Annotated in this window: 17 protein-coding genes; 4 read left to right on the plus strand and 13 right to left on the minus strand. The window is 61.4% G+C overall.

The window, feature by feature from the left end:
- Window positions 1–159 precede the first annotated feature (159 nt).
- Window positions 160–582 carry a lysozyme family protein gene (locus tag QQJ96_RS05040; RefSeq protein ID WP_284330871.1) on the minus strand — a complete coding sequence of 141 codons (423 nt, stop codon included), beginning with the start codon at window positions 580–582 and terminating at the stop codon, window positions 160–162.
- 426 nt (window positions 583–1,008) lie between these two features.
- Here QQJ96_RS05040 and QQJ96_RS05045 point away from each other — a divergent pair, with 426 nt between their 5' ends.
- Window positions 1,009–1,425 (plus strand): nuclear transport factor 2 family protein, encoded by a 417-nt coding sequence (locus tag QQJ96_RS05045; RefSeq protein ID WP_284330872.1) that lies wholly within the window; start codon window positions 1,009–1,011, stop codon window positions 1,423–1,425.
- Window positions 1,426–1,433: 8 nt separating this feature from the next.
- On the opposite strand, the gene QQJ96_RS05050 is transcribed toward QQJ96_RS05045, so the two are convergent.
- Complete coding sequence (locus QQJ96_RS05050; protein WP_284330873.1) at window positions 1,434–1,661, minus strand: hypothetical protein; 228 nt, start codon at window positions 1,659–1,661, stop codon at window positions 1,434–1,436.
- 177 nt (window positions 1,662–1,838) lie between these two features.
- A complete protein-coding gene (locus tag QQJ96_RS05055) occupies window positions 1,839–2,108 on the minus strand; it encodes a hypothetical protein (RefSeq protein ID WP_284330874.1) in 270 nt (89 codons plus the stop codon).
- Window positions 2,109–2,545: 437 nt separating this feature from the next.
- Between QQJ96_RS05055 and QQJ96_RS05060 the strand changes: the two genes are divergently transcribed.
- The gene (locus QQJ96_RS05060; RefSeq protein WP_284330875.1) at window positions 2,546–3,073 is read left to right on the plus strand and encodes an FHA domain-containing protein; all 528 of its coding nucleotides are present in this window, start codon (window positions 2,546–2,548) and stop codon (window positions 3,071–3,073) included.
- 18 nt (window positions 3,074–3,091) lie between these two features.
- Entirely contained in the window at window positions 3,092–4,795 is a 1,704-nt protein-coding gene (locus QQJ96_RS05065; protein WP_284330876.1) for a serine/threonine-protein kinase, read from the plus strand.
- Between the two features lie 79 nt (window positions 4,796–4,874).
- Here the strand turns inward: QQJ96_RS05065 and QQJ96_RS05070 are convergent, their stop codons facing one another.
- The 8 genes from QQJ96_RS05070 to xylA all read right to left on the minus strand — a co-directional run bounded on the left by QQJ96_RS05070 (window position 4,875) and on the right by xylA (window position 15,717).
- Window positions 4,875–5,798, minus strand: a complete 924-nt coding sequence (locus QQJ96_RS05070) for a LysM peptidoglycan-binding domain-containing protein (RefSeq protein ID WP_284330877.1) — start codon at window positions 5,796–5,798, stop codon at window positions 4,875–4,877.
- A 571-nt stretch (window positions 5,799–6,369) separates the two neighbouring features.
- Window positions 6,370–7,110 carry a GH12 family glycosyl hydrolase domain-containing protein gene (locus QQJ96_RS05075; RefSeq protein WP_284330878.1) on the minus strand — a complete coding sequence of 247 codons (741 nt, stop codon included), beginning with the start codon at window positions 7,108–7,110 and terminating at the stop codon, window positions 6,370–6,372.
- Window positions 7,111–7,451: 341 nt separating this feature from the next.
- On the minus strand, window positions 7,452–9,059 hold the full coding sequence (locus QQJ96_RS05080) for a family 43 glycosylhydrolase (RefSeq protein ID WP_284330879.1): 1,608 nt from the start codon (window positions 9,057–9,059) through the stop codon (window positions 7,452–7,454).
- A gap of 36 nt (window positions 9,060–9,095) precedes the next feature.
- Window positions 9,096–10,238 (minus strand): sugar ABC transporter permease, encoded by a 1,143-nt coding sequence (locus tag QQJ96_RS05085; RefSeq protein WP_284330880.1) that lies wholly within the window; start codon window positions 10,236–10,238, stop codon window positions 9,096–9,098.
- Between the two features lie 115 nt (window positions 10,239–10,353).
- Entirely contained in the window at window positions 10,354–11,886 is a 1,533-nt protein-coding gene (locus tag QQJ96_RS05090) for a xylose ABC transporter ATP-binding protein (RefSeq protein ID WP_284330881.1), read from the minus strand.
- Window positions 11,883–12,890: a D-xylose ABC transporter substrate-binding protein gene (gene xylF / locus QQJ96_RS05095; RefSeq protein WP_284330966.1), complete on the minus strand. Its 1,008-nt coding sequence runs from the start codon at window positions 12,888–12,890 to the stop codon at window positions 11,883–11,885. Before xylF ends, QQJ96_RS05090 begins: the two co-directional genes overlap by 4 nt.
- A gap of 20 nt (window positions 12,891–12,910) precedes the next feature.
- Complete coding sequence (gene xylB, locus QQJ96_RS05100) at window positions 12,911–14,395, minus strand: xylulokinase (protein ID WP_284330882.1); 1,485 nt, start codon at window positions 14,393–14,395, stop codon at window positions 12,911–12,913.
- Between the two features lie 8 nt (window positions 14,396–14,403).
- A complete protein-coding gene (gene xylA / locus QQJ96_RS05105; RefSeq protein ID WP_284330883.1) occupies window positions 14,404–15,717 on the minus strand; it encodes a xylose isomerase in 1,314 nt (437 codons plus the stop codon).
- Between the two features lie 173 nt (window positions 15,718–15,890).
- On the opposite strand from xylA, the gene QQJ96_RS05110 reads away from it, so the two are divergent.
- The gene (locus tag QQJ96_RS05110; RefSeq protein WP_284330884.1) at window positions 15,891–17,075 is read left to right on the plus strand and encodes a XylR family transcriptional regulator; all 1,185 of its coding nucleotides are present in this window, start codon (window positions 15,891–15,893) and stop codon (window positions 17,073–17,075) included.
- A gap of 56 nt (window positions 17,076–17,131) precedes the next feature.
- Here QQJ96_RS05110 and QQJ96_RS05115 read toward each other — a convergent pair whose 3' ends face one another.
- On the minus strand, window positions 17,132–20,476 hold the full coding sequence (locus QQJ96_RS05115) for an autotransporter outer membrane beta-barrel domain-containing protein (RefSeq protein WP_284330885.1): 3,345 nt from the start codon (window positions 20,474–20,476) through the stop codon (window positions 17,132–17,134).
- A gap of 543 nt (window positions 20,477–21,019) precedes the next feature.
- Window positions 21,020–23,431 (minus strand): glycoside hydrolase family 31 protein, encoded by a 2,412-nt coding sequence (locus QQJ96_RS05120; RefSeq protein WP_284330886.1) that lies wholly within the window; start codon window positions 23,429–23,431, stop codon window positions 21,020–21,022.
- Window positions 23,432–23,524 lie beyond the last annotated feature (93 nt).

Genomic DNA, 23,524 nt, shown 5'->3' on the forward strand with positions numbered 1-23,524 from the left:
CTTGGCGAGCCCCTATGCGACACCATACTCATTGTGGGTTGGCCGAGTCATCGATACTGACGCAATGGCATGGGCTCGGCCTCATAGCGCCCCAGGCCAAGCCGCTTCATCAGCGCCGACATGCGCGGTCCATCATGCGCAAAACCCGCCGTAAGTTGCTTACCCTACGCATCGAACAGCCGCCCCCATTCGCGCGACGTGCCTGCGCAATCGGGGCGCAAATCGCTTTCCGTACGACGCAAATCGCAGCTTCATCACCTGCCCGCAGCTTCGCTCAGGTATTTGGCAAATAACGCACGTGCCTCGTCCATGGTCATTTTCGATTGCAAGGCGCCCGGCAGCGAAGTCCATTCCTTGCACATGAAGTGGAATGGCATGGTCGATATCGTCCTGTTCGACATAGCCCAATGCGTGGCGGCTGCGCAGCTTTTCAATAGCCAGCTTGTCCTGAGAGGACTTGGAAAGGTCGCTCACGCCGCCTTTTTTCCAGGCTTCGTACCAGGTCGGATAGAGGATTTGATAAGCGCCGGCGGCGGTGGACTCCTTCCCCCAGGCAGCGACATCGGCTTCTTCTTTGGTCATCCTGATTTGGTCATCCTGATCATCCTTGAGAACTTCTGCGCAGAGGCTGTGCGCAGTGGCGAGGCGCCCTAGCTAATGGCCAAGCAACGCGTCGGGGTTTCCTCTCCCGCTGTGGGTGCGAAATTTACCGACAGTAGGAAAGAGATTACAAGTACCTGCGGCACTGAAATTTTGCCGCCTAGTCAATTCAACGCCTTACGATTGCCTCGGCGTTGTGCAACAAGCGTATCTGTCAGGACTTGCCGAGTGGCAAGGCGAGAGGCGAAGAGCATCGAATCATCGCCACCCTGCCCGATGCCGACCACAAAAAGCGTGACTATAAAATTGCAATAGGCGTATTTTGCCCTGGCTCACACTTTTCAATCACCCCGCAAAAACAGTGCAGCGATTAATTTCCGACCCATCGTCAAACCGGAAGTCGCTCTCATGCAAAGCGGATCCACCCCCGTTGAACGCATGTATTTTGCCTGGAACGATGCACTGTCGCGCAACGACGCGGAAGCACTCCTAAAGCTATATGCGTGCGACGCCTGCCTTGAAAGCCCACTGGTAACGCATCTGCTCGGAGGCGAAAGCGGCGTGCTGCATGGGCATGACGAGCTGCGACCGCTGTTTGCGAAATTGGCCGATCGCAAGCCTGTGGTGCGGCAGTATTACCGCACGCCCTACCTCACCGATGGCAAACGCCTGATCTGGGAATACCCGCGCGACGCCGGCCAGGGCGAACAGATGGATTTCGCCGAGGTGATGGAGATCAACGACGAGGGGCTGATTCAGCGGCACTGCGTTTATTGGGGATGGTTCGGCGTTCGCGTCATGCAGCGCGACCAATACCATCGTTGAACGCGTCCTCAGGCCAAGGCATCCGGTTTCGGCACGTAGCGATGGTCTTTCACCTGCGACGGGTCGACTTCGAGCGGATGGGAAAAATCGGCCACCAGCTTGCCGTTGGGGCTGAAATGTTCACGCTCGATGGCTTCCCAGGTCACCCATACATGCGGCGCTTCGGTCGAGTCAGCCTGCTGCGAACGGAAGCGGCAAGGGTAAACGGTCATGGTGGGCTTGATGCGAGACTGCATAGGCGTTTCCCATTAACCTGAATGGCCGGCCATGATGCTTGGCCGGGACATTGACCTTAGCGCGTTTCGCCGCCCGGATGCCAGCGCTACAAGGGTTCAGCAAGGTGAAACCCATGATGCCAGCGATAAAAAAGGAGCCGCGCACTCGCGCGGCTCCATGGCGTCACAAACCGGGGATCAATGCTTGCCGTGGCTCTTGGCGTGCCCCTTATTGCCGTGCGTGGCACCGGTCACGCCCTTCCCTTTGGCCTTGCTCTGCGCCACATCGCTCACCGCCGGACCCACGCGGGTATCGCCTGCCCTGGCCTGGGCGGCGGCCGCCGAAACGGTATCGCCGTGAGTGTCACGGTTCATCCCGCCACCACCCCTGCCATGCGACTGCGGCGCCGCGAACGCGCTGGTCGCTGCGAGGCCGAATACAAGGGCTACAAGAATCTTGGTACGCATAGGTCTAACCTCGCTGGACAAATACCGCTCGAGCGGTGCGCAGACAGTAAGGCCGCGAAGCCTGCCGGCTGCTGAATTTTTTTGCGAATGGCTGAATGCCGCATAGCCGCTAAAAAAGTGTGCAAAAAAACGGGAACCCTGCACGCCTTCGATTGTGCGGTGGCACACATTTCGCTGCAGCCCTGGCCCAAATCGACAGTCTTTGGGCCCTTGCAGCTCTTAGTCGGCGGCGGCGCATTCGGGTATTTTTGCGTCCGTCTTCGAATGTCGAGGCGTGCCGCCTAGGAACCGACAAGGCCTCGGCATTCGATGACTTCAGGCGGTGCGTCCGGTTTTGGACCGTGCGGCGACAAGTCGTTCACTATCGCCAGGGCAGGCTTGCCGGGGTCCCAATCCGCCGCGATTTCGCTATAGTTCCCTCGCAACAGGGGATTTTAATGTCTATGAACACTGGCCAACCGCCCCACAACGAGGGCGGCAAGCTCCGTGCAGGGCCTCAGGGCACGCAGGTGCTGTCCGCTGCTCAAATGCAGCAGCTGGCGCTTGAGAATGCGCCGGCAACGGACGGTCGCGCTTCCACGCACCAACCGGTGCTGGCGGGAACGCAAGGCGCACTCAAAGGCTTGCGCTTCACCCTGCGCCAGGGCCGTCAGACGATCGGCCGCCGTGTCGACAATGACATTGTGATCAACGACCCCAGCGTTTCGGCCACGCATGCATGGATCATCAATCAGCAGGGCCATTACGTGCTGATGAATACGCTTTCCACCAATGGCAGCTTTGTCAACGACAAGCGCATTCACGAAACGGTGCTGGTGCATGGCGATCGCGTGCGCTTCGGCCAGGCCGAGTTTACGTTCATCACGCATGAGCAAGGCGCGCATAAGTTGCGGGTCTACGGCTACGCGGCAGCAGCGCTGCTGGGTGTATTGGCGCTGGCTGGCCTGACATGGTGGATGCTCTAAGTTGATGAGCCTCCCGGCATGAGCCAGGCCATTCCTGCCACCATCGGGCGTTATCGCATCGACGGCGTGCTCGGCGAAGGGGCGATGTCGATTGTTTACGCCGGCTTCGATCCGGAGATCCAGCGGCAGGTGGCGATCAAGTGCCTGCACGATAACTTCGCCGAAGATTCCGATTACCGGCAGCGCTTCCTGGTCGAGGCGCGTGCGGCCGGACGCCTGACGCATCCGCATATCGTCACGATTTTCGATACGGGCGAGACAGAAGACGGCCGCCCGTATATCGCCATGGAACGGCTGCCGGGCGAAACGCTTGCCCATCATGTGGCGCTGCACGGAATGCCTTCCGCTTCGGCGCTGCTCGAACTGGCCACGCAGCTCGCCAACGCCCTGCACTACGCCCACTCGCAGGGCGTAATCCATCACGACATCAAGCCTGACAACATCATGCTGCTGGAGGGCTGGCACGCCAAGATCGCTGACTTCGGCATTGCCGAACGGCGCTCGGCTCGCGTCAAGTCGTCCGCCGTCGTGCAAGGCCAGATCGGCGGCACGCCCAACTACATGTCGCCCGAGCGCCTGCGCGGCGAACGTGTCGATGCGCGCAGCGATCTGTTCTCGCTGGGCGTAGTACTGTTCTGGCTGGTCACCGGCCGGCTGCCATGGTCCTATGCCGGTGACGTGGAGCGATTTTTGCGCCAGCGCCAGCGCCTGCCCGAGCCGCCCATCAAGCCGCTCGATCCGGCCACGCCACCGATTCTGGTCGACATCATTCGCACGCTGATGGCGGCCACGCCCGAAGCGCGCTACCAATCCGGCGCGGAGGTCGCCGAAGACCTGCGCCTGGCACGCCGAAGCTACGAGCGATCAAAGGAAGAACTGCCCTACCCTCGACTGCGATCGCTTGGCCTGCGCTGGGCGGTCTCGCTGGGCGCCGCGGTGGTTGTCGTCCTGCTGCTTGGCATGCTGGCCATCTACGGCGTGCAGCGCGTAGCGGTTACGGGTCTCGCCCGGGATTTCGGCAGCTCATTGGGCCAGAACATCGCCAGGGACGCGGCGGAAAACATCGTGATGGGCGATCACGCCGCAACGCGCGCGTTGGTCCAAGACATGGCTCGCAATGCGCAGATCGATTACCTGGCCATCGCCGATCGCGACGGAAAAATCATCGCCAGCACGCAGTCCAGCGAAGACAGCCAGAACTTGCCGGCGCCGGCCGAGACGTCCATGCGGCAATTGCCCAACGGCATCGACAGCTACCACACTCGCTTGACCGGCACACATGGCGCGCAAAACGCACTCGTGTTCGACGTACCTATCCGCTATCAGACCAAGGCTGTCGGCCGCCTGCGCCTGGGTGTAAGCGAGGCGCCGCTGCAGGCTGCGCAAAATACCGCGCTCGGCGTGATCGGATTGGTTTTGCTGACGACGCTGGCGGCGGTGCTGCTGACCGCGTACTGGCTGTTCCGCCATTTACGCGGCGCGCTCGATCTCATCGTCGCTTCGTTGCTACGGATGGCGCACGGCGACCGTCAGCACCGCATCCGGATTGTTCGCCGCGATGAATTAGGACGCGTGTTTGCCGCGTTCAATCTGATGGGGGATGCACTGGGCATCGAGAAGGAAGCCGTCGCGGTGGTTTCCGACGTGCCCAAGCCGGAATTGGTGCTCCAGCCTACGCAGATCCTTCCAGTGCCGGAGACGCGCGAGCATCATCCCCGTTGAGGGGCGCGTAGGCTGGGATGACAATCCCAGCTTGACAGGCAACATTCCGATGCTGGGATTGTCATCCCAGCCTACGCGCTCAGTACTGCTGCAAGCGCTGCTTCAGCTCCAGCGCCCGCGTCCGATAAACCGCGGCCGGTTCGTAGGCTGGATCGACTATCAGGATGCGATCCCACAAGGCAATCGCCTGGTCCAGATGCTGATCCAAGTACAACACCATTGCCTGCTGGTGCGAGTTCGCCTCCCATACGCGGCTGAGCGCCACGAAGTCGGGATCGGAGGACTTCAGATGCGGGTTCAGCGCCAGGGCTTGATCGAACAAGCTCAACGCCTGGTCCTTTTGTCCCTGCCGGTACAATGCAAGACTCTGGCCTTCCAGTTGCTGTGCGCGTTGAGTCGGCTTCACCGGCGCCGGCAGTACCACCGGCGCGGTCACCGGCGGAGGCGCATTCGATGTAACACTGGCCGCCGGGGCTGCGCTGCTGGCCGGCGACGACGGTGATGCAGCCGCCACGCTCGCGCCGTTCTGAGCGCCCGGCAACTGCAAGGTGGAGCCAACCAGGATCAGGGCCGGGTTGGTGGAACCGTTGTAGCGCGCCAATACCAGGAACAGGTTGGGATCACCCAGATATTTCGCCGCTAGCGTGCTGTACGACTCCCCTGGCTGCACCACATGCGCACTGGAAGCCGCACCCAGCATCTGCTTGGGATCCTCGGTCAACTGCCGCAGGAAGAATTGCGCGGTGCGATCGCCCGGATGCTCCTGCAAATAGCTACGCAGCGCTTTTTCGCCTTCCGCGTAATGGCCGTTCTGCAGGTACCGCCTTACGATCGTCGACAGCGAAGCTGGTGGCGCAGCCTCGTTTTCGCTGGAATTGGGGCTGCTCTCGACGTGCTCGCGTGTCGTAGCCTGCGCGGGCGTAATGGTGACGGACGGTTTTTTGATACCCATCTTGGCGCAGCCGCTGGCCAGGCTGACGACCAGCAAGGCAGCCACAATCATCCAAGAGCGCAGCGATCTCCAGCCAGCATGTATATCCATCATCACTCTTACGCCACCCCTGATCAGACGCTTTTATCCAGCCGCATGCGCGACTTGACCCAACAAATTAAGCTACTGGGCCAACTTACGCAAACCTATCTCGCCATCGAGCTAGGTCATGTGAAGGTGACGAGAGGGTAATCCAAGGCATGGACCGGACCGGGTGAACTCCCGCACGCATTCGCCGCCCTGCCCGATCGCTTGTCGTGCCGGCGCCTTGCGCACCAGGACGCCGGTCTCAGCAACCGGAACTTGGCCCATCCGAACCGGTATTTGACCCCTTAAGCTATAGGCATGGCTGGCGGGCTTGCCCAGACTGCAAAGGCATCCGCGTGATGCTGCCAGGGCGCGACACTCCCAGCAGTCCCCCTGACGATGCAGTAGCGATGGCGGGCATGCGCAACGGTTGGCTTTTCTCCCTTGTTGCAACCGTTGTTGAACTCACGGCGCCGAAGCTGTATCCACCCGCAGCTTCGGCGCCGATTTTTTTGCTTCAACAAAGCTGGGACGAACCTTCCAGCTTGCGTCGCGGCTACTGCGCGCTCACCTGGAACCAGGTGGTGCTCACCCAACCATTGCCGCGCACGACCTCGCAGCCGGCTTCCACCACGTCCAGGTACATCGACGTGCTGAAGTACGCGCGGCCCTGTAGCTTCTTGAAGAAATGCATGATGTCGATATTGGCGCTACCGCTGGTAGGCAGGCTGGCCGGTACGCTGCTGCGCTGGGGCAGGAAGGTGTAGACATAGTACCCAGCTGCAGAGTTGTTGCCAGCCCACAGGTCGTACGTCACACCGTTCTCGGTGATCACGCCGGTGGCTATCGGCGAACCGATCGGGTAGGAGTTGTTGCCGGCCCAGATCATCACTTCCAGCTGCGGCGTCGATTTCTGCGCATCCTTGCGCAAAAACAGGTCGTAGGCAAAGTCGCCGGCCATGTTGCTGCCGCCGGAGGCATAAGAAAACGCCGCCGGAATCGTGCTGGTGGATGAAAGCTTTTTCGGAAACAAGGTGTCACCGGTGGGGTTCCAGCCGTAATGCCAGCCGCGAATGCTCGCTGGGTATCCATACAGGCTGTAGCTGGAGAAATTGAACGAAGCCGTCCATTGCGGATACTGGCCGCTGGACGGACTCCACGCGATATTGCTGTTGTTGAAATTATTATCCCACGCAAAATAAGGGGTATAGAGATTGTAGGGACCGGCTTGTGCGGCACCGGCCACGCCGATGCAAAGCAATGAACCGGCCAACAGCGAAGCAAGCTTCTTTTTCATCTTCATGCTCCCGATGTAATGATCAGACCCAGTTTTCTGGCGTGCAAACATCCCTGGGAGTCAAACCCCACGTTGCCATGCATGGATGGTCACGCCCCTCTTTTCGCACGGCCGAACGGCCGCGCGAATCAGTCGCTATCGATAGTGGCGGGCAGAGCTTGCGTCAAATCAAATATCGAGAATATGCGTTTGAACACTCAATTTCGTAAGAAGAGGTTCTGGTTTTGATAACTGCCGTGAAAAATATGTCACGCAGTATGCGATACGACAATTCAATTGCGGCGCACGACTTGTCTCTTTGACCTTTTCATCCGTCACATAAGGACATGCGGATGATGGCATCAAACCATGGCGCGATACGAAAAATCCCGCAGCCGGATGCTGCCCTTGTTCGCGCTGTAGACGCCCAGCTTGAGGCTCAGGAATTCACCGAACACATTGTGGTGAAGGCCGGACACCTCCATGCGCAAGTCGTGCAGCGTCCAGGTCTTGCCCTCGTCGTGCGAGTAGTGAAAGCTCACGATCTGCTTGTCGTTGGTCAGCCGGATGCGCACGCGGGACGTAGCCATGGCTTTGCGCGCCCAGGTTTGCTCGGCGGCGTATTCGAAGGTTTTCAGGTGCTGCGGCGTAAAACCGATGCCTACGAAGGCCTTCGGGTTATAGAACAGCAGCAGCCCGCCTTCGGCGTCACCGATAAGATCGAAGCCTGCTTCCGCCACATAGGCACGATCACCCACCAGGCAGGTCAATGGCGAGGTATCGGCGGGCGACAGCCCTTTGCCGCCAATGCGCAAGCCGCCCGCTTCATAGCTGGCTCGCCGCATATCCTCCGGCGTAGGGTCGTAGAAGGTCCACTGCACGCCCAGCCTATCGACCTTGAAATCATCCGACCACGCCGCGCCTGAAGCTCCGCTGCGACCACCTTTTGGCTTCGGCAAAGGCCGGGACAGATCGCCACCCTTGGCCTTGAACCAGCCGTCGCTGGTCCATTCCATGGGTTCCAGCAAGGTCTGACGTCCCAGTGTGCGGAAGCCGTTTTCGTAACCGTGATAAACCATCCACCAGTCGCCAGCCGGTCCCTCCACCAATGAAGCGTGGCCGCGCGACCACCAGGGTTCATCCGCACTCATCGTACGCACCAGCGGATTGTGCGGGCAGTGTTCCCACGGCCCATGGATCGACCTGGAACGCGCGGCGATCACCATATGGCTGGTCGGCGGCCCCGCCGTGCCGCCTACGGCGGTGATCAGGTAGAACCATTCGCCGTGCCGCAGCAGCTTCGGGCCTTCCGGCGCGAAATCTTCCACCACCCAGTCTTCCGGGTAGCGCCAGGGACTATAGGCGGGCTCCAAAGGACCATCCGCGGCCAATCCATCATCCGTTAGCCGCAGCTTGCGAATACCGTTGACGAACAGATAGCGCTTGCCGTCCTCGCCCACCACGTGGCCTGGATCGATGCAGTCCAGGATATGCATGTCGATGGGTTCGCTCCACGGACCTTCGATGGCATCGGCCCAGATCACATGGATGGACCAGCCATTCGCCGTGGCGGCGGGAATGTAGATGAAATAGCGCCCGTTGTGCTTGCACAGGTCGACCGCGAAGATGGTGCCTAGCGGCTTGGAGAGTGCGGCCGTCACCGGCGCCCAGTTCACCAGATCGGTGGAATGCCAGATCACCACGCCCGGGTAATAGCAGAACGAGGTGAACGTCATGTAGTAGTCGCTGCCATCCTTGAGGATGGTGGGATCGGGATGATCGCCGGCAACGATGGGGTTGAGATAGGTGCCGTTGCCCAGGTCGGCCTTGCGTTGGTTTTCCGGACCACGCGCCCATTGGGGCTTGTATGGCGTGCATGGCGCCGAGGCGACGGATTTCGCTGCGAAAGGCGCAGCAGCGGCGCTGGTCAACAACAGCTTGAAGGCGTTGCGCCGGGAGGTGCTCACCATATTCGCAAGATTCCTTTTTTCTTCGATCGCGTGGACTCAGTCGCGCTTGGTGCCCGACAACACATCCACCCAGACGGCAATGACCAGGATCGAACCCTTCACGATCAGCTGCCAGTAATTGTCGACATCCATCATCGACATGCCGTTGTCCAGGCTCGCCATCACCAGTGCGCCGATCAACGCACCGTGCACCGTACCCGCCCCACCGCGCATGGAGGCTCCGCCGATGAAGCACGCCGCAATCGCATCCAGTTCACCGTTGGTGCCTGCCGAAGGCGAACCCGCCGCAAGCCGGGCGGTGTTGATGATGCCGGCAAAGGCGCACATCAAGCCCATCAAGGCAAACACCACCATCTTTACGCCAGCCACGTCGATGCCGGAAAGACGGCTGGCCTCCATGTTGCCGCCCACCGCATAGATGTGCCGGCCAAACACCGTCTGCGTGCCTAGGTAGGTAAAGATCGCCAGCAAGGCGAGCAGGATCATCACCGGCAAGGGCACGCCGTTGTAGCGGTTGAGCATCACCAGGAAGCCGGCCATCACCAGGCCAATCGCAAGCAGCTTCAAGGCATCGCTCCACATCGCGGCTTGTGGAATCGACAGGGCGGCGCGACGGCGGCGGCGCGCGACCGTCATCGCCACCAGCGCAAGAAAAATGATCACGGCCAACCAGCTCGACAGGGTCGGATTCACGTAGCCCTGCGCGAGATACACCAGGTCGGCAGGCACCGGGGCGATGGTGGCGCCGTGGGTAATGCCCTGCAGCACGCCGCGGAACGCCAGCATGCCGCCGAGGCCGACGATGAAAGAAGGAACCCGCAAGCGCGTCACGATGAAACCATTGAGCAGGCCAGCGGCCACGCCCAGCAGCAAGACCGCGATCACCGCCGGCCAGGAGGTCCACTGCAAGTTGACCGTGAGCACGGCGGCAATACCGCCGAGCAAACCAAGCAAGGAACCCACCGACAGATCGATCTCGCCGGCGATGATGACAAACACCATGCCGCACGCCAGCATGCCGGTGATCGAAGTCTGCCGCAGCAGATTGGAAAGATTGCGCGAACTGATGAAGGCGCCGTCGGTGGCGATGTGGAAGAAGATCCAGATCACCGCCAGCGCCAGCAGCAGCGCCAGGATCTTGTAGCGGACGAAGAGGGTTCGGAGTTCTTGGGAGCGCATGGGGAAGACAAGGATTCCTATCAACTGTTGTAGGCTGGGATGGCAATCCCAGCTTCGTGATGCCGGGATTGCCATCCCAGCCTACGGAGCTGCGCATTGCGGAGTCAGTGCATCCTCAAGCCCTCTTCGCCTGCGGAATCGCCGCCGCCATCACCTGCTCCTGGGTAAGTCCCTCGTTGGGCAGGTCCGCGCACAGGCGCCCTTCGCTCATCACCAGCACGCGGTCGCTCATGCCAAGGATTTCCGGCAGCTCCGAAGAAACCAGGATGATCGAGATCCCCTCTTTGGCCAGTTCGAAAATCAGGCGGTAGATATCCACCTTCGCGCCTACATCGACCCCGCGCGTCGGCTCGTCAAGAATCAGGATGCGCGGCCGTGTCAGCAGCATGCGCGAGAACAACGCCTTTTGTTGATTGCCACCGGACAGGCTGGCGATCGGCAGCGCGGCGTTGGCGGCCTTGATGTGCAGGGAGGCGATCTGCGCTTCGGCCACGCTCCATTCGCGCCCGCTGTCCACGTGGCCGGCGCTGGCGTAATGCCGCAGGGTGGCCAAAGTAATGTTCCTGTCCACGCCAAGCAGCGGCACGATGCCATGGCGTTTGCGGTCTTCCGACACCAGGCCCATGCCAGCGCGGATCGCGTCGCGCGGCGAGCGGATTTTCAGCGGATTGCCGTCCATCGACAATTGAACATGATGGCGCCCGGGATAGGCGCCGAAGATCGCGCTGACCAGCTCGGTGCGACCGGCACCCACCAGCCCGGCGATACCGAGGATCTCGCCACGCCGCAAGGAGAAGGAAACGTCCTTTACGCGCTGGCGCGAGGGATCGGCAACGTCGTAGCAGGTGGCGTGTTTCGCTTCGAACACCACCTCGCCGATCGCATGCTCCACCCTGGGGTAGAGCGTTTCCAACCGGCGTCCCACCATCATGGCGATGATGCCGTCTTCATCCAGCTCGCTCATCGGCCTGGTCGCCACGTGCTTGCCGTCGCGAATCACGCTGACGGTATCGCAAATGCGCGCCACCTCGTCCAGCTTGTGCGAAATATAAATACAAGCGATGCCGCGCTGCTTCAGTCGCTCGATGATGCCCAACAGCACCTCGGTTTCCTTGGCGGACAGCGACGAGGTGGGTTCATCGAAGATCAGCAGGCGTGCGTTCTTCGCCAAGGCCTTGGCGATCTCGAACAATTGCTGGTGGCCGCCGCCGAAAGCTTTCACCGGCAACGCGAGATTGACGTCATCCAGCTCCAGCTCCTTCAGCAAGGCATGGCCGCGGGCATACATCGCCTCGTAATCCATGCGGCCGCCCGGCAAGGTCGACTCATTGCCGAGAAACAGGTTCTCCACCACCGAAAGCTCCGGCACCAGCATCAGTTCCTGATGGATGATGACGATGCCGGCGTGCTCGCTGTCGCGCACCGAGCGCGCCTCAAGCGGCTTGCCCTGCCAACGGATCTCGCCCTCCCAGCTGCCGTAGGGATACACGCCGGACAGCACCTTCATCAGGGTGGACTTGCCGGCGCCGTTTTCGCCGCACAGTCCAAGGCATTCGCCCGGGCGAACCTGCAAGTCGATGCCATCCAGCGCCTTGACGCCATCGAACGACTTGCGGATGCCGCGCATCTCGAACAAGTGCTCGCTCATGGCTTGTCCGCTCCGCGGCCATACACTTGCTCGTGCGTGTAGAAGCCGTCCTGGATCACCACGTCCACATTCTGCTGCGTGAGCAGGATCGGATTGAGCAGCACGGTGTCGACGTTCTTGCTGCCGTTGTTCAGCGTGGTGTCGTACTTGGGCTGCTCATCACGCACCAGCTGCACCGACAGTTCCGCCGCTCGCGTGGCGAGCTGCTTGATCGGCTTGTACACGGTCATCGCCTGCGTGCCGTCGATCACCCGCTTGACCGCGGCCAGGTCCGCATCCTGCCCCGACACCGGCACCTTGCCGGCCAGGCCCTGCGCCGCCAGCGCCTGGATCGCGCCACCGGCCGTGCCGTCATTGGAAGCGACCACGCCCTGGATGTTGTTGGCATTAGCGGTGAGCGCATCCTCCACGATGCGCAGCGCCTTGGAGGCATCCCAGTCCGGCGTCCACTGCTGCCCGACGATCTTGATCGCGCCGCTGTCGATCGCCGGCTGCAATACCTTCATCTGGCCCTGGCGGATGATCTTGGCGTTGTTGTCGGTCGGCGAACCGCCGAGCAGGAAGTAATTGCCTTTGGGTGCCTTGTTCAAGACACCCTGCGCTTGCAGCTCACCCACCCGTTCGTTGTCGAACGTGATATAGGCATTCACGTCGGCATTGAGAATCAGGCGATCGTAGGAAACCACCTTGATGCCGTTGCGCCGCGCTTCGGCAATCACGTTGCTGAGCACCTTGGAATTGAACGGCACGATCACCAGCACGTCGACTTCGCGCGCGATCAGGTTTTCCAGCTGCGCCACCTGGCGCTCCTCGCTGGCATCGGCGGACTGCACGTAAACCTTCGCGCCGAGCTTGGTCGCGGCGGCGACGAAGTAGTCGCGGTCGTGCGCCCAGCGTTCCAGGCGCAAGTCGTCGATGGAGAAGCCGATGACGGGATGGTCTTTGCTGGCGTGAGCGGCGGTGCAAAGCATCGACATGGCCAAAGCCAGGCTCACGCCAAGCATTCTCCTGGTCGTCCTTTTCGTCACACCGCCCCCTCTGCGCGATAAACACCCGCAAGCTGGCGATACAGTGCCCGAAACTTCGGCTGCCTGACATCGCGGAAATACGCATGCCGTGCGGCATCCGGCTCACGCACTGCCGTCACGTCCGGCATGCCGCACACATCTTCCAGTGTAGCGCCGGGCTCCGCAGCGAGATGCGCCAGGCGTGCAGCACCCAGCGCCGCACCCACTTCGCCACCGGCACGCAAGGTCAACGGACGGCCAATGATGTCCGCCAGCATTTGCGTCCAATACGCGCTGCGCGAACCGCCGCCAATCACGGTGATGTCGTCGGCATGCAAGCCGGCTGCGTCCACCGCTTCGATACCATCCAGCAGCCCAAGGCCAACGCCTTCCAGGGTGGCGTTGGCAAGATCGGCGCGCGTGGTATCGGCACGCATGCCGGTAAAAGCGCCACATGCGTGCACGTCGTTGTGCGGTGTGCGCTCACCGCTGAGGTAAGGCAGGAAGAAGGGAGCTTCGCGGCGCGAGCCGGCTCGTTCGGCGTCGGCAAGCATCGCCGGCACGTCGGCATAGCCACCGAGATTGGCTGTGAAGTCCAGGCAGCTTGCGGCGCTCAGCATTACCGACATCAGGTGCCAGGTACCCGGCAAGGCGTGGCAGAAACTGTGCACTGCCTGCTCGGGACGCGCTAGATAGCCGTCGGATACGGCGAAATACACACCCGATGTGCCAAGCGACAACATCGCCTGCTTGTGCTTCACGATACCCACACCAACCGCGCCCGCCGCATTGTCTCCACCGCCGGCCGCGACTGGCACACGCTGCATGCCCCAGCGATCGGCCAGCTCTTGGCTGAGATGGCCAGTCACCGCATTACCTTCGTACAACGCAGGCATCGCATCCGCCGGCAAGCCGGTGGCTTCCAGCATGGGCTGGCTCCAACGACGCTCGGCGACGTCCAACCACAGCGTGCCCGCTGCGTCGGAAGCATCCGTGGCGTATTCGCCGGTCAGGCACCATCGCAGGTAATCCTTGGGCAGCAGCACCTTGGCAATGCGCTCGAACACAGCCGGCTCATGTTCGCGCAACCAAAGCAGCTTGGGTGCGGTAAAGCCGGGCATGGCAAGATTGCCGGTGATCGCGCGAAAACCCGGCCAGCGCTCCATTTCTCGGCATTGCGCGTCGCAGCGGCCGTCGTTCCACAGAATGGCTGGCCGCAATACGCGGCCGGCCTTGTCCAGCACCGTGGCGCCATGCATCTGCCCGCTGAGGCCGATGCCGGCTACCTGGCGCGCAGCGACGCCGGCCCTGCCCGCTTCGGCCAGCACTTGCTCGATGGCCGCCTGCGCGGCCGTCCACCATGCATGCGGATCCTGCTCGGACCAGCGTGGTTGCGGATTGGACACGGCCAGCGCATGCGACGCGGTGGCGCGCACCTTGCCGACAGCATCGATCAAAACGGCCTTGACGGCCGAGGTCCCCAGATCTATCCCCAGATACATGCGGCTGCTCAGCCGTAGATGTAAGCGTTGACCAGATTTTCCAGATATTCCTGCTGCCCGGATACATGCGCGGGACGCAGATCGCGTTTGATCGCTTCCTGGGCCAGCGATTCGAGCGTGAAACCCCCGGTCAGGATTTGCTGGCCGAGCGGCGCGTCCCAGCCGGCATAGCGCTTGGCCTTGAACTCGGCCAGTGCATCGCGTTCGATCATCTTGGCCGCGCGTTCCAGTGCCAGCGCCAGGGTATCGAAGGCGCCGATGTGGCCGTGGAACAGGTCGGTCGGATCGCTGCTCTGGCGACGCACCTTGGTGTCGAAATTGAAGCCGCCGGTGGTGAAGCCGCCGTGGCGCAGGATTTCGTACATCACCAGGGTCATTTCTTCCACGCTGTTGGGGAACTGGTCGGTGTCCCAGCCGTTCTGCGGATCGCCGCGGTTGGCGTCGATGCTGCCGAACAGGCCCAGTGCAATCGAGGTAGCCACTTCATGCTGGAAGGAATGGCCGGCCAGCGTGGCGTGGTTGGCCTCCAGGTTCACCTTGATCTCCTGCTCCAGGCCGAACTCCTTCAGGAAGCCGTACACCGTGGCGGTGTCGTAGTCGTATTGGTGCTTGGTCGGCTCCTGCGGCTTGGGTTCGATCAGGATGGTGCCCTGGAAACCCAGCTTGTGCTTGTGTTCCACCACCATCTGGAAGAAACGGCCCAGTTGCGCGCGCTCCCGCTTCAGGTCGGTGTTGAGCAAGGTGTCGTAGCCTTCGCGGCCGCCCCACAGCACATAGTTCGCGCCGCCAAGGCGCTGGGTGGCGGCCATGGCGTGGAACACCTGGGTCGCCGCGCAGGCGAACACCTCTGGCTGAGGATTGCTGGCCGCACCGGCCGCATAGCGCGGATGGCTGAACAGGTTGGCGGTGCCCCACAGCAGTTTTACGCCGGTTTGCGCCTGCTTGGCCGCCAGCACGTCCACCATGGCCGAGAGATTGCTCACGTACTCGGCCAGGCTGTCGCCTTCCGGCGCCACATCGGTGTCATGGAAGGTATAGAAAGGCGTGCCCAGGCGCTGGAAGAAATCGAAAGCCGCATCGGCTTTCTCGCGCGCCCGTTGCAGCGGGTCGCCGGCCTGGTGCCACGGCCGGCCAAAGGTGCCATGGCCGAACATGTCCGTACCGGGCCAAACGAAGTTATGCCAGTAGCACACGGCCAGCCGGAGGTGTTCGTCCATGCGCTTGCCCAGCACCAGGCGGGCCGGGTCGTAATGACGGAACGCCAGGTCGGCGGAAGGGGAAGCGGCCTGGCCAAGGGGGGAAATATTCTGGAAGTAACTCATGCGAAGCTCCTGATTCACCACCGGATGCTGCAGTTGGCGTCACGGCCCCGCAATTGCGAAATCCGCCAACCGCGCTGGGTTTTTCTTTGTCGCGTTGCGTCATGTGCCTGATCCTGCAAGCTGTTAGCGTCGCGGTCACGGCACTTGTGGTTGTGCCTGGTTGCTGACCGCCCATGACTAAGCCTCATCGCATCGCACTGCTTTTCAACGCCAACAAGGTGTACGACCGGCAGGTCATTGCCGGCATCGGCCAATATCTCACCTCCACCCGCGTGAAATGGGACCTCTTCATGGAAGAGGATTTCCGCAGCCGCACCGTGGGTATCCACCAGTGGCGCGGCGACGGCATCATCGCCGACTTCGACGATCCGGTGGTGGGCGAGGCACTGGCCTCCCTGCCTATTCCGGTGGTCGCCGTGGGCGGCTCCTATGCGGATGAAACGCACTACCCGCGCAACATTCCCTATGTGGCCACCGACAACCACCAGCTGGTGCGGCTGGCCTACGACCACCTGATCGAACAGGGCCTGCAGCGCTTCGCCTTCTACGGCCTGCCGCCCAATCCCGGCAACCGCTGGGCGCACGAACGCGAATTGGCCTTCATGCAGATGGCACGGGCCGACGGATTGGAAGGCATCGTATATCGCGGCTCCTCCACCAGTGCGGGCGGCTGGGGCCGCGCGCAGGAAGAAATGGTGGAATGGGTGCGTTCGCTGCCCAAGCCGATCGGCATCATCGCCACCACCGACGCACGCGCCCGGCATCTATTGCAGGCTTGCATCGTGGCGGATGTGCCGATTCCCGAACAGATCGCCATCGTCGGCATCGACAACGACCCGATCGCCCAATTGCTCTGCCGCATCCCACTCACGTCGGTGATCCAGGGCGCGGAAGAAATGGGCCGCATGGCCGCCCAAGTGTTGCACCAGATGCTGCACGGCGGCGACTGCTCCACCACCCGCGTCCTGGTGCCGCCGGTGGGCATCAACGTCCAGGCCACCAGCCTGCATCAGCCACTGAAGAGTGCGTACGTGATGCGCGCCAAGCATTACATCCGCCAGTACGCGTGCCTGGGCATCAAGACCGAGCAGGTGGCCGATTACGTGGGCATCTCGCGCACGCTGCTGGAAGAGCACTTCAAGCGCGAATTGAAGCAGTCGGTGCACCAGACCATCCTCGAGCACAAGCTGGAGATGGCGCGCAACATGCTAGCCGATCCGTCTATCCCGCTTGGCGAGGTCGCCGTACGCAGCGGGTTCACCTCGTTGCAGTACATGTACGCAGTGTTCCGGCGTGAGTTCAATTGCACGCCGCGGCAGTATATGGAAAACGCCAGGGAAAGTACGCGCAGCCACTGAGATAGCCGTCGCCCTACGGGTGCTCGCTATCGAAAGTGGGCCCGCACGCCAATCCATCAGAAACTCGCCCGCACGCCCGCACTCGCGCGCCATCCGCCGGGCACCGCGTCGGATTTCGATACCTGCCCTGCCTCGGCGAAAACGCTCCAGCGACCCGCCAGCGCAAAATGCGCGCCGGCGGCTATCTCACCGACGGTGCCATGCCGTGACGGCAAGTTCACCGGCACGGCACCGCCGTCGAGCGAAGCAGTGATATTTGGGTGGCTGCCTACCGTGTGCACGGCCGATACACGCAGATACATGTCGCCCTTGATCGATGCCGCCGGCGCGAATGCCTGGCCGATCAGTACGCCGGCGCGGGTGAGGAGCGCATGGTTGCGGCTTACATCAAAGTGCACTTGATCGCTGGCGACATAGCTGCTGGAACCGATCGAGCCGTAGGCGGCCTGCACTTGCGGTTCCACATAGCCGCCGTCATCCGCCTGATAGCGCCATCCTGCACGTGCGGAGACGCTCGCAGCGAGCGGACGATAGTGGCCCGACGCACTACCGAAGGCATCCGTCGAAGTGTAACTGTCGCGCAGCCGGCCAACGCGCACCACCGCATCGGCGAACACTCCGTGGCGAGAATTCCACGTGTCGTAAACACCGATCGAGTCACCCCGCAAATCGGCGCTACCGTTCTCCAGGCTGGCGCGCGAGTCAGTATGCGTATAAACCAGGCCGAGCGCATTGCGACCGCCATCGAAATCGGACAGCCGCTCTACGCCGAACGAGGCACTGGCTCGATGTTGACGGTAACTGCGGCTGTCGCTGCTTAACCCAGTGAAATCGCCAACGTCCGTATCAACCCACGCGCCGGATGTGCCCGTCAGCTGACTCAGACGGCCCGATTCGCTGCGACGGGACACGGCCTGATCGTCGATCTGCCATGCATTGGCAAGCGCAAGCGCGGCATCGCCCGCCACCAGCACGCCGGTGGACGGCGTCACCGCAACGTTGCTTGGCACAGTGTCGCTGCCGGGCGTCGTGGCTGGCGGCGGCGTAGCCGGCGGGGTCGTCGATGGCGGTGTCGATGGCGGTGGATTGCTGCTGCCGGCGCTCGGCGTACCGCTCGTGCCGGCGCCGGAACTGCTCGGCGTTGTTGATGTACCGCCGGAACCCGAAGAGGTCGACGAGCCCACTCCCGTCGTCGTACCGGTGCCTGTGCCTGTACTGCTACCGGTACCACTGCCGTTGCCAAGGATGTCGATGCCGGTAAGCAGGATCTGCTTGCGATCCGAACTCAGGCTTACGACGGGCACATACGAGTAACGCACCAGCGCATTCTCATACGTGGTGCCCCATTGGCTGGTCAACCCCGCCGCACCCAGGAAGCTCGCCGTACCGCTCGCTGCGGAGCTGGCGTCGACCATCACGATGGGACTTGGCGCGGTGATCGTAACGCCGTTCTGGATCGCACTGGCATTGACCCATGACGTATCGTCCAGCGCAGGATCGTAAGCGATACGAATGCCTTGAGTGCCCTGCGCGGTGAACGACTTGACGCCGCTGCCGAACACCACTTTGTCCGCTTGCGCATGGCGGACATCGCTGAGCAAGGTAAACACCGCGCCATCGGAAAGGCTCACGCTGGCGCCGCCGCTGCCGGTGCTGCCGATCTGCAAAGTCCGCAAACTGTAGGATGGCACGCTACCGCGCGCAAACGTGCCCCAGCTGCCAGCCATGTCGATCGCGCTGCCAGCACCGACAACCAGGCTGCCCGCACCGAAATCCGTGGCAAGCACGCCGGTGCCGGTGGGCATCCAGCTGGCACCGTTCGTCAATGACAATTTGGCGCTGCCACTTTGCGTATAGCCGAGCACCAGGCCTTTCAGGTACGAAGTGCCGGTGTCGAGGTTGAGCGCGGTAGTACCCATGTAGACCGTGCCGGTGGTGGTATCCGTCACGTTGCCGGTCAGCACGTCGCCGTCGATGTTCACCGGCTGATGGCTACCCTGGTTGACGTTGACTGTCGCGTCGACGCCGTTCGCCGCGACATTCCAGATCGCGTAGCGATGTCCCGTCCCGTTGGTGGTTACAGCAACATCCAGACCACCCGCAAATGTAAGTGGACCACCGCTATTCAAGGCGCCGATCACGTCGCAGGCCGGGCAATTCGCACTGGCACGCAGTGTGACCGTCTTTGCGGCGTTGGTGAATGACATTACACCGTTATTGGTGATGGCGTAGTCCGCAGTGACCGCTGAAATACTGATATTCGCCGCACCGCCTACGGTCAGGTAATCGTTCATGCCATACGTATTGCTCACCCCGACGGGATTGCCGAACGGCGTGTAGCCGGTGGTATTGGTGACCGACACAGTGAGGTCGCCGCCTACATACGTGCGTGCCGTAGCATGCCGGTTGTCGATGCCGTAAGCAGAGCGTGGGCCACTGGCTGCAATGGAGGCGTTGCCGTTGATCCGCAGATTGCCCTGATTGCGGATACCCATCACTGTTGAGCCGTACGACGCAGCCACCAGACTCAAGTTGCCGTTGATGGTCAACCGAGTGTTCACGTTATCGTTGTAGATGCCATGCACGTTGTCGTTCGGCCAGATGCCCAAACCCTGCACTGTGGCATTGCCATTGATAACGACGTTGCCGTAACCCCCACCCGAGATGTAGAGGGCACTGGTCATCGAGCCTCGCGCCTGCGCGGTAAAGGAAACGTCGCCGTTGAACGTGACAAAGCTGCGGTTGATCGACACGGCTTGCGAATAGCCGGGCGTGTACGTGCTGACGCTCGTGGTGCCGTTGAAAGTGGCCGTGGAATCGTTGACGTGCAGGCCGATCGCCGTGCTGTTCCACACGTCCGCCGTCTTGGCAAAAATGTTGCTATTGCCGTTAACGGTCAGATTGGCGCCGTTGTTCACATTGACCGTGTTCACTACGCCCCACACGCCGGTGACAGGCCGCACGCTGGAAAAGCTCAGCTGTCCCGCCCCGTTCGACCCCGCCTGCAGGATGACCTTCGGGCTGCTGTTCTCCAGGTCCACGCCATAGACATTGGCGCCGCTATCGGTGGTATTGATGCTGTCGCCGTTTGCGAAGCGGTAGACCAGGTTACCGCTGGCGTCCTTGAATGAGTTGTAGGACGTATCGGCCGATGTCCCGGCAAGAGTGGTGGTGTAGGTCGTCGATTTCGCCTTGCTGACGGTCAACGCCGCCAAGGTCGCCAGGATCGAGACGGGTATCGCCTTGCGCCGCTGCCTCATCCGAAGCCGTTTTGTCGCATCGTTGTAGTTCGCTTCCACCGACAACTGCCATGCTTCCGGCAGCTGTGCGAACAAGTACGGTTGCCTACGATAGTAGCGCCACAGCTCGATGTTCGACGCGTCGACCTTCTTGCTCACCATTGCTCCCCCTCGCTGATGTGCGTGCACGCACTTGTCACTCAAGGACAAGCCACTGCATTTCCTGACAAGAAAAATGCATCGGACTCGTCACCGTGCCGCGTAAGTACCACATCGATCGAATTCGGCTAGCGCGCGCCTGCATGGATGTGAATCCAATCACACAACATCCCCCGCGACATACGCGGCTTCCTTGCACTCACCCATTGATGCGAACACCCACCTTGGCGCTGCAACCGTTGCTACGGTTATTCACCAATACATTTCACGCCGGTGTTGGCCATGAATTCGCGCCGCAGGTCGACGCGAATGAAGTGCGCGGGATTATTTACGTTACCGCGCAGGACTGATCGCCATGCGGCTCGCTGCCTGCATGAGCAGGCATGCCTGGATCGAACGCAACTACGTGCCAACTCAAGAGATCTGGCCTAAGCCACCATCAAGCTCGTCGACGACAACGGCACACCTGTGTACAACCAAAGCAACGATCGGCGAGTAAACCTCCGCGGCGTTGGTGCCGGCGAGTTTGCCGGCGTGGGCAATGGCTCAGTAACCGCCTATCACCGAGACGACAGTCGAATCCGGCTCGCGCCAGGCTGCCTCGCCCTCTTGTTTCAATTGGTGAGTGGCGTCGTTCCACATCAGTTTGGTGACCGAGTATTTGCCCTGCTCATAACCATAGGACTTCCCGTCATCCCGGAACAGCTCAAAGCGGCCATCCGCTCCCGGGTATACCTTCACCGACACGATCTTCTGCGATTGCTGTGCGCCCGCTGCGTCCGGTCCCAGCGGCACGATGCTCCCTGCCCTTACGAACAACGGCAGCGTATCGATGGGAGCATCCACCTCGACCGTCTGCCCGCCGTGCAGGTGCTGGTTCGTCCAATAGTTGTACCAATCGCAGCCTGCCGGGAGGTACACGCTACGGCGGGTAGCACCTTGCTCCGTGATCGGAGCCACCAGGAAAGCCGGCCCGTACATGTATTCATCGGGGATGTCCGCCACTTTCGGATCGTGCGGAAAATCCATGAAAAGCGCGCGCATGTACGGCGCACCGGTCTGGTAGCTGCGATAGGCCACCGAATACGTATAGGGCAAAAGCTGGTAGCGTAGCTTCAGGTACTTGGCCAGGATCGGTTCGGCCTGTTTGCCATAGGACCATACTTCATTGTGGTCCCGCTCTCCGTGTGCACGCATCACGGGCTGGAACACGCCCCATTCGAACCAGCGTACGAAGAGTTCCGGATAGTCCTCGTAGTTGCCTATCGTGCCGCGAACGTCGGAACCATCGATCAAGGGTTTATGCGCCGCATGGTAATCGGCGGGCATGTGCGGCGAAAAGAACCCGGCGATATCGGTGTCCCAATAGGGCAGGCCCGTCGCGGTGAAATTGAGCCCGGCTGGAATGGATCGCCTGAGCATGTCCCAGGTCGCGAAAATGTCGCTCGACCAGAACACAGTGCCGTTGCGTTGCGCGCCCAGATAAGCGGCTCGCGCTAGAATCATCACTCTTCGGCTGTTACCAAAATCGCGGCGAAATCCTTCGTACACGGAAGCGGTATGAAACAAGGGATATACGTTGTAGTAGCGCGTACCCGAGCCGATCCAGAACACGTCGTTCGCCGGATCGATATCCGGCTCGGTCTCATCTAGCCACAGATAATCGAAGCCGTACGGCTTTATGTAGCGGTCACGGATTTCCTGCCAGAACCACTTGGCCGCATCCGGATTGGTCGTGTCGATATTCGGCCCGATGATCGCCTTGTAGCCACCCGAGTCCGGCACGCCATCACGCGTATGGACCAGCCAGCCTTTGCTCGCCAGCATGGCATAGAACAACGATCCCTTTGAGAAGTGCGGCCATACACTGAGCAGCGTGTCCACGCCCATCGCATGCAACCGGCGGGTCATGGCGGCCGGATCCGGCCAGCGCGCGGGATCCAGATCCAGGTTCCCCTGCTTGGTCATGTTCAGGAAATCGACCACCATCACGCTCAGCGGCAGATTCTTTTGCCGATACTCATCGGCAACCGCCAGGACCTGTGCCTGCGTCGGATAAATCGCCTTGCTCTGGATATAGCCATAGACATTTCGGGGCAACAGGTGCGTCACACCTGTCAACAGGCGGTAACCCTCGTAGACCTCGTCGGTGTTGTCTCCCGCAATGACGAAATAGGAGACGCGATCGCCCACTTCCGACGACCAGCTGTTCCGGCCATTGAAACCCAGTTGTATGGTCGTCTTCGAGGGATTGTCCCAAACCAGGCCGTAGCCGAGGCTGGACACCATGAAAGGAACGCATACGGCTTCGCCGCCGAGAGCGTAATAGTCGTGCCAGCAACGTATCTCATGGTCGCGCAGGTCCATCCACCCCTGCTGCTGCTGTCCGAGCCCGTAGTAGTGCTCGTTGGCGGGCGAGTCAAACGTGGCGGCAATGCGAAAGCCCTTTGCACCGGCGTCCGCCTGCGCTACTTGCGGCGGTTCGGGTGCCATGGACCACGTGCGCATGTGCAATAACGTCTTGCCTTCGGCATTGGTGATTTGCAGCGCATCGTCGAAGGTACTTCGATCCCGTCCTCCTCCGAAATACTTTTCGCGCAGTTGGCGATTCAGCGCGTCCAAGGGCATGGCCTGCGGCAGTTGGTCAGGCGCAAGATCCGCGGGCGCCACCCGCACGACCATTTTCGCCGAACGGTAAATATCGCCGCCTGCCGCATCACGCGTATGTGTCCATCCCTGGGCCGAAGCCTTGGCCTCAAATCCGTATCCGGGCCGATTCATCACCGCCGCCCGATCGACGCCCAGCGTTACACGCAAGATATTCGGCGCATAAGGTTCAAGTGAAATGGTCCTGCCGTCGCGCTGCAGTACGAGCGGGACATCCTGGGCGACCGCAGCACCGCTTAGCGATACGCCCAACAGCAGCGCGAAAAATCCGCCAAAAAAAAGTTTTCGCATAGTGCCCTGGACCCTTCACTTTCGTCCGGCGCATTCTGTCACTCCGGGAACTACCGTCCTCGGCCCTCGGCCGGACCCAATAAATAATCACAA

This window comes from Dyella flagellata, from assembly GCF_030160275.1.
GTDB classification, from domain to species: domain Bacteria; phylum Pseudomonadota; class Gammaproteobacteria; order Xanthomonadales; family Rhodanobacteraceae; genus Dyella_B; species Dyella_B flagellata.

Bases quoted from the DNA above. Each gene is read 5' to 3' on its own strand.
- xylF (WP_284330966.1), bottom strand. From the start codon at position 12,890: ATGCTTGGCGTGAGCCTGGCTTTGGCCATGTCGATGCTTTGCACCGCC.
- QQJ96_RS05110 (WP_284330884.1), top strand. From the start codon at position 15,891: ATGACTAAGCCTCATCGCATCGCACTGCTTTTCAACGCCAACAAGGTG.
- QQJ96_RS05060 (WP_284330875.1), top strand. From the start codon at position 2,546: ATGTCTATGAACACTGGCCAACCGCCCCACAACGAGGGCGGCAAGCTC.
- QQJ96_RS05045 (WP_284330872.1), top strand. From the start codon at position 1,009: ATGCAAAGCGGATCCACCCCCGTTGAACGCATGTATTTTGCCTGGAAC.
- QQJ96_RS05055 (WP_284330874.1), bottom strand. From the start codon at position 2,108: ATGCGTACCAAGATTCTTGTAGCCCTTGTATTCGGCCTCGCAGCGACC.
- QQJ96_RS05075 (WP_284330878.1), bottom strand. From the start codon at position 7,110: ATGAAAAAGAAGCTTGCTTCGCTGTTGGCCGGTTCATTGCTTTGCATC.
- QQJ96_RS05065 (WP_284330876.1), top strand. From the start codon at position 3,092: ATGAGCCAGGCCATTCCTGCCACCATCGGGCGTTATCGCATCGACGGC.
- xylB (WP_284330882.1), bottom strand. From the start codon at position 14,395: ATGTATCTGGGGATAGATCTGGGGACCTCGGCCGTCAAGGCCGTTTTG.
- QQJ96_RS05040 (WP_284330871.1), bottom strand. From the start codon at position 582: ATGACCAAAGAAGAAGCCGATGTCGCTGCCTGGGGGAAGGAGTCCACC.
- QQJ96_RS05080 (WP_284330879.1), bottom strand. From the start codon at position 9,059: ATGGTGAGCACCTCCCGGCGCAACGCCTTCAAGCTGTTGTTGACCAGC.
- QQJ96_RS05115 (WP_284330885.1), bottom strand. From the start codon at position 20,476: ATGGTGAGCAAGAAGGTCGACGCGTCGAACATCGAGCTGTGGCGCTAC.
- QQJ96_RS05085 (WP_284330880.1), bottom strand. From the start codon at position 10,238: ATGCGCTCCCAAGAACTCCGAACCCTCTTCGTCCGCTACAAGATCCTG.
- QQJ96_RS05070 (WP_284330877.1), bottom strand. From the start codon at position 5,798: ATGATTGTGGCTGCCTTGCTGGTCGTCAGCCTGGCCAGCGGCTGCGCC.
- QQJ96_RS05090 (WP_284330881.1), bottom strand. From the start codon at position 11,886: ATGAGCGAGCACTTGTTCGAGATGCGCGGCATCCGCAAGTCGTTCGAT.
- xylA (WP_284330883.1), bottom strand. From the start codon at position 15,717: ATGAGTTACTTCCAGAATATTTCCCCCCTTGGCCAGGCCGCTTCCCCT.
- QQJ96_RS05050 (WP_284330873.1), bottom strand. From the start codon at position 1,661: ATGCAGTCTCGCATCAAGCCCACCATGACCGTTTACCCTTGCCGCTTC.
- QQJ96_RS05120 (WP_284330886.1), bottom strand. From the start codon at position 23,431: ATGCGAAAACTTTTTTTTGGCGGATTTTTCGCGCTGCTGTTGGGCGTA.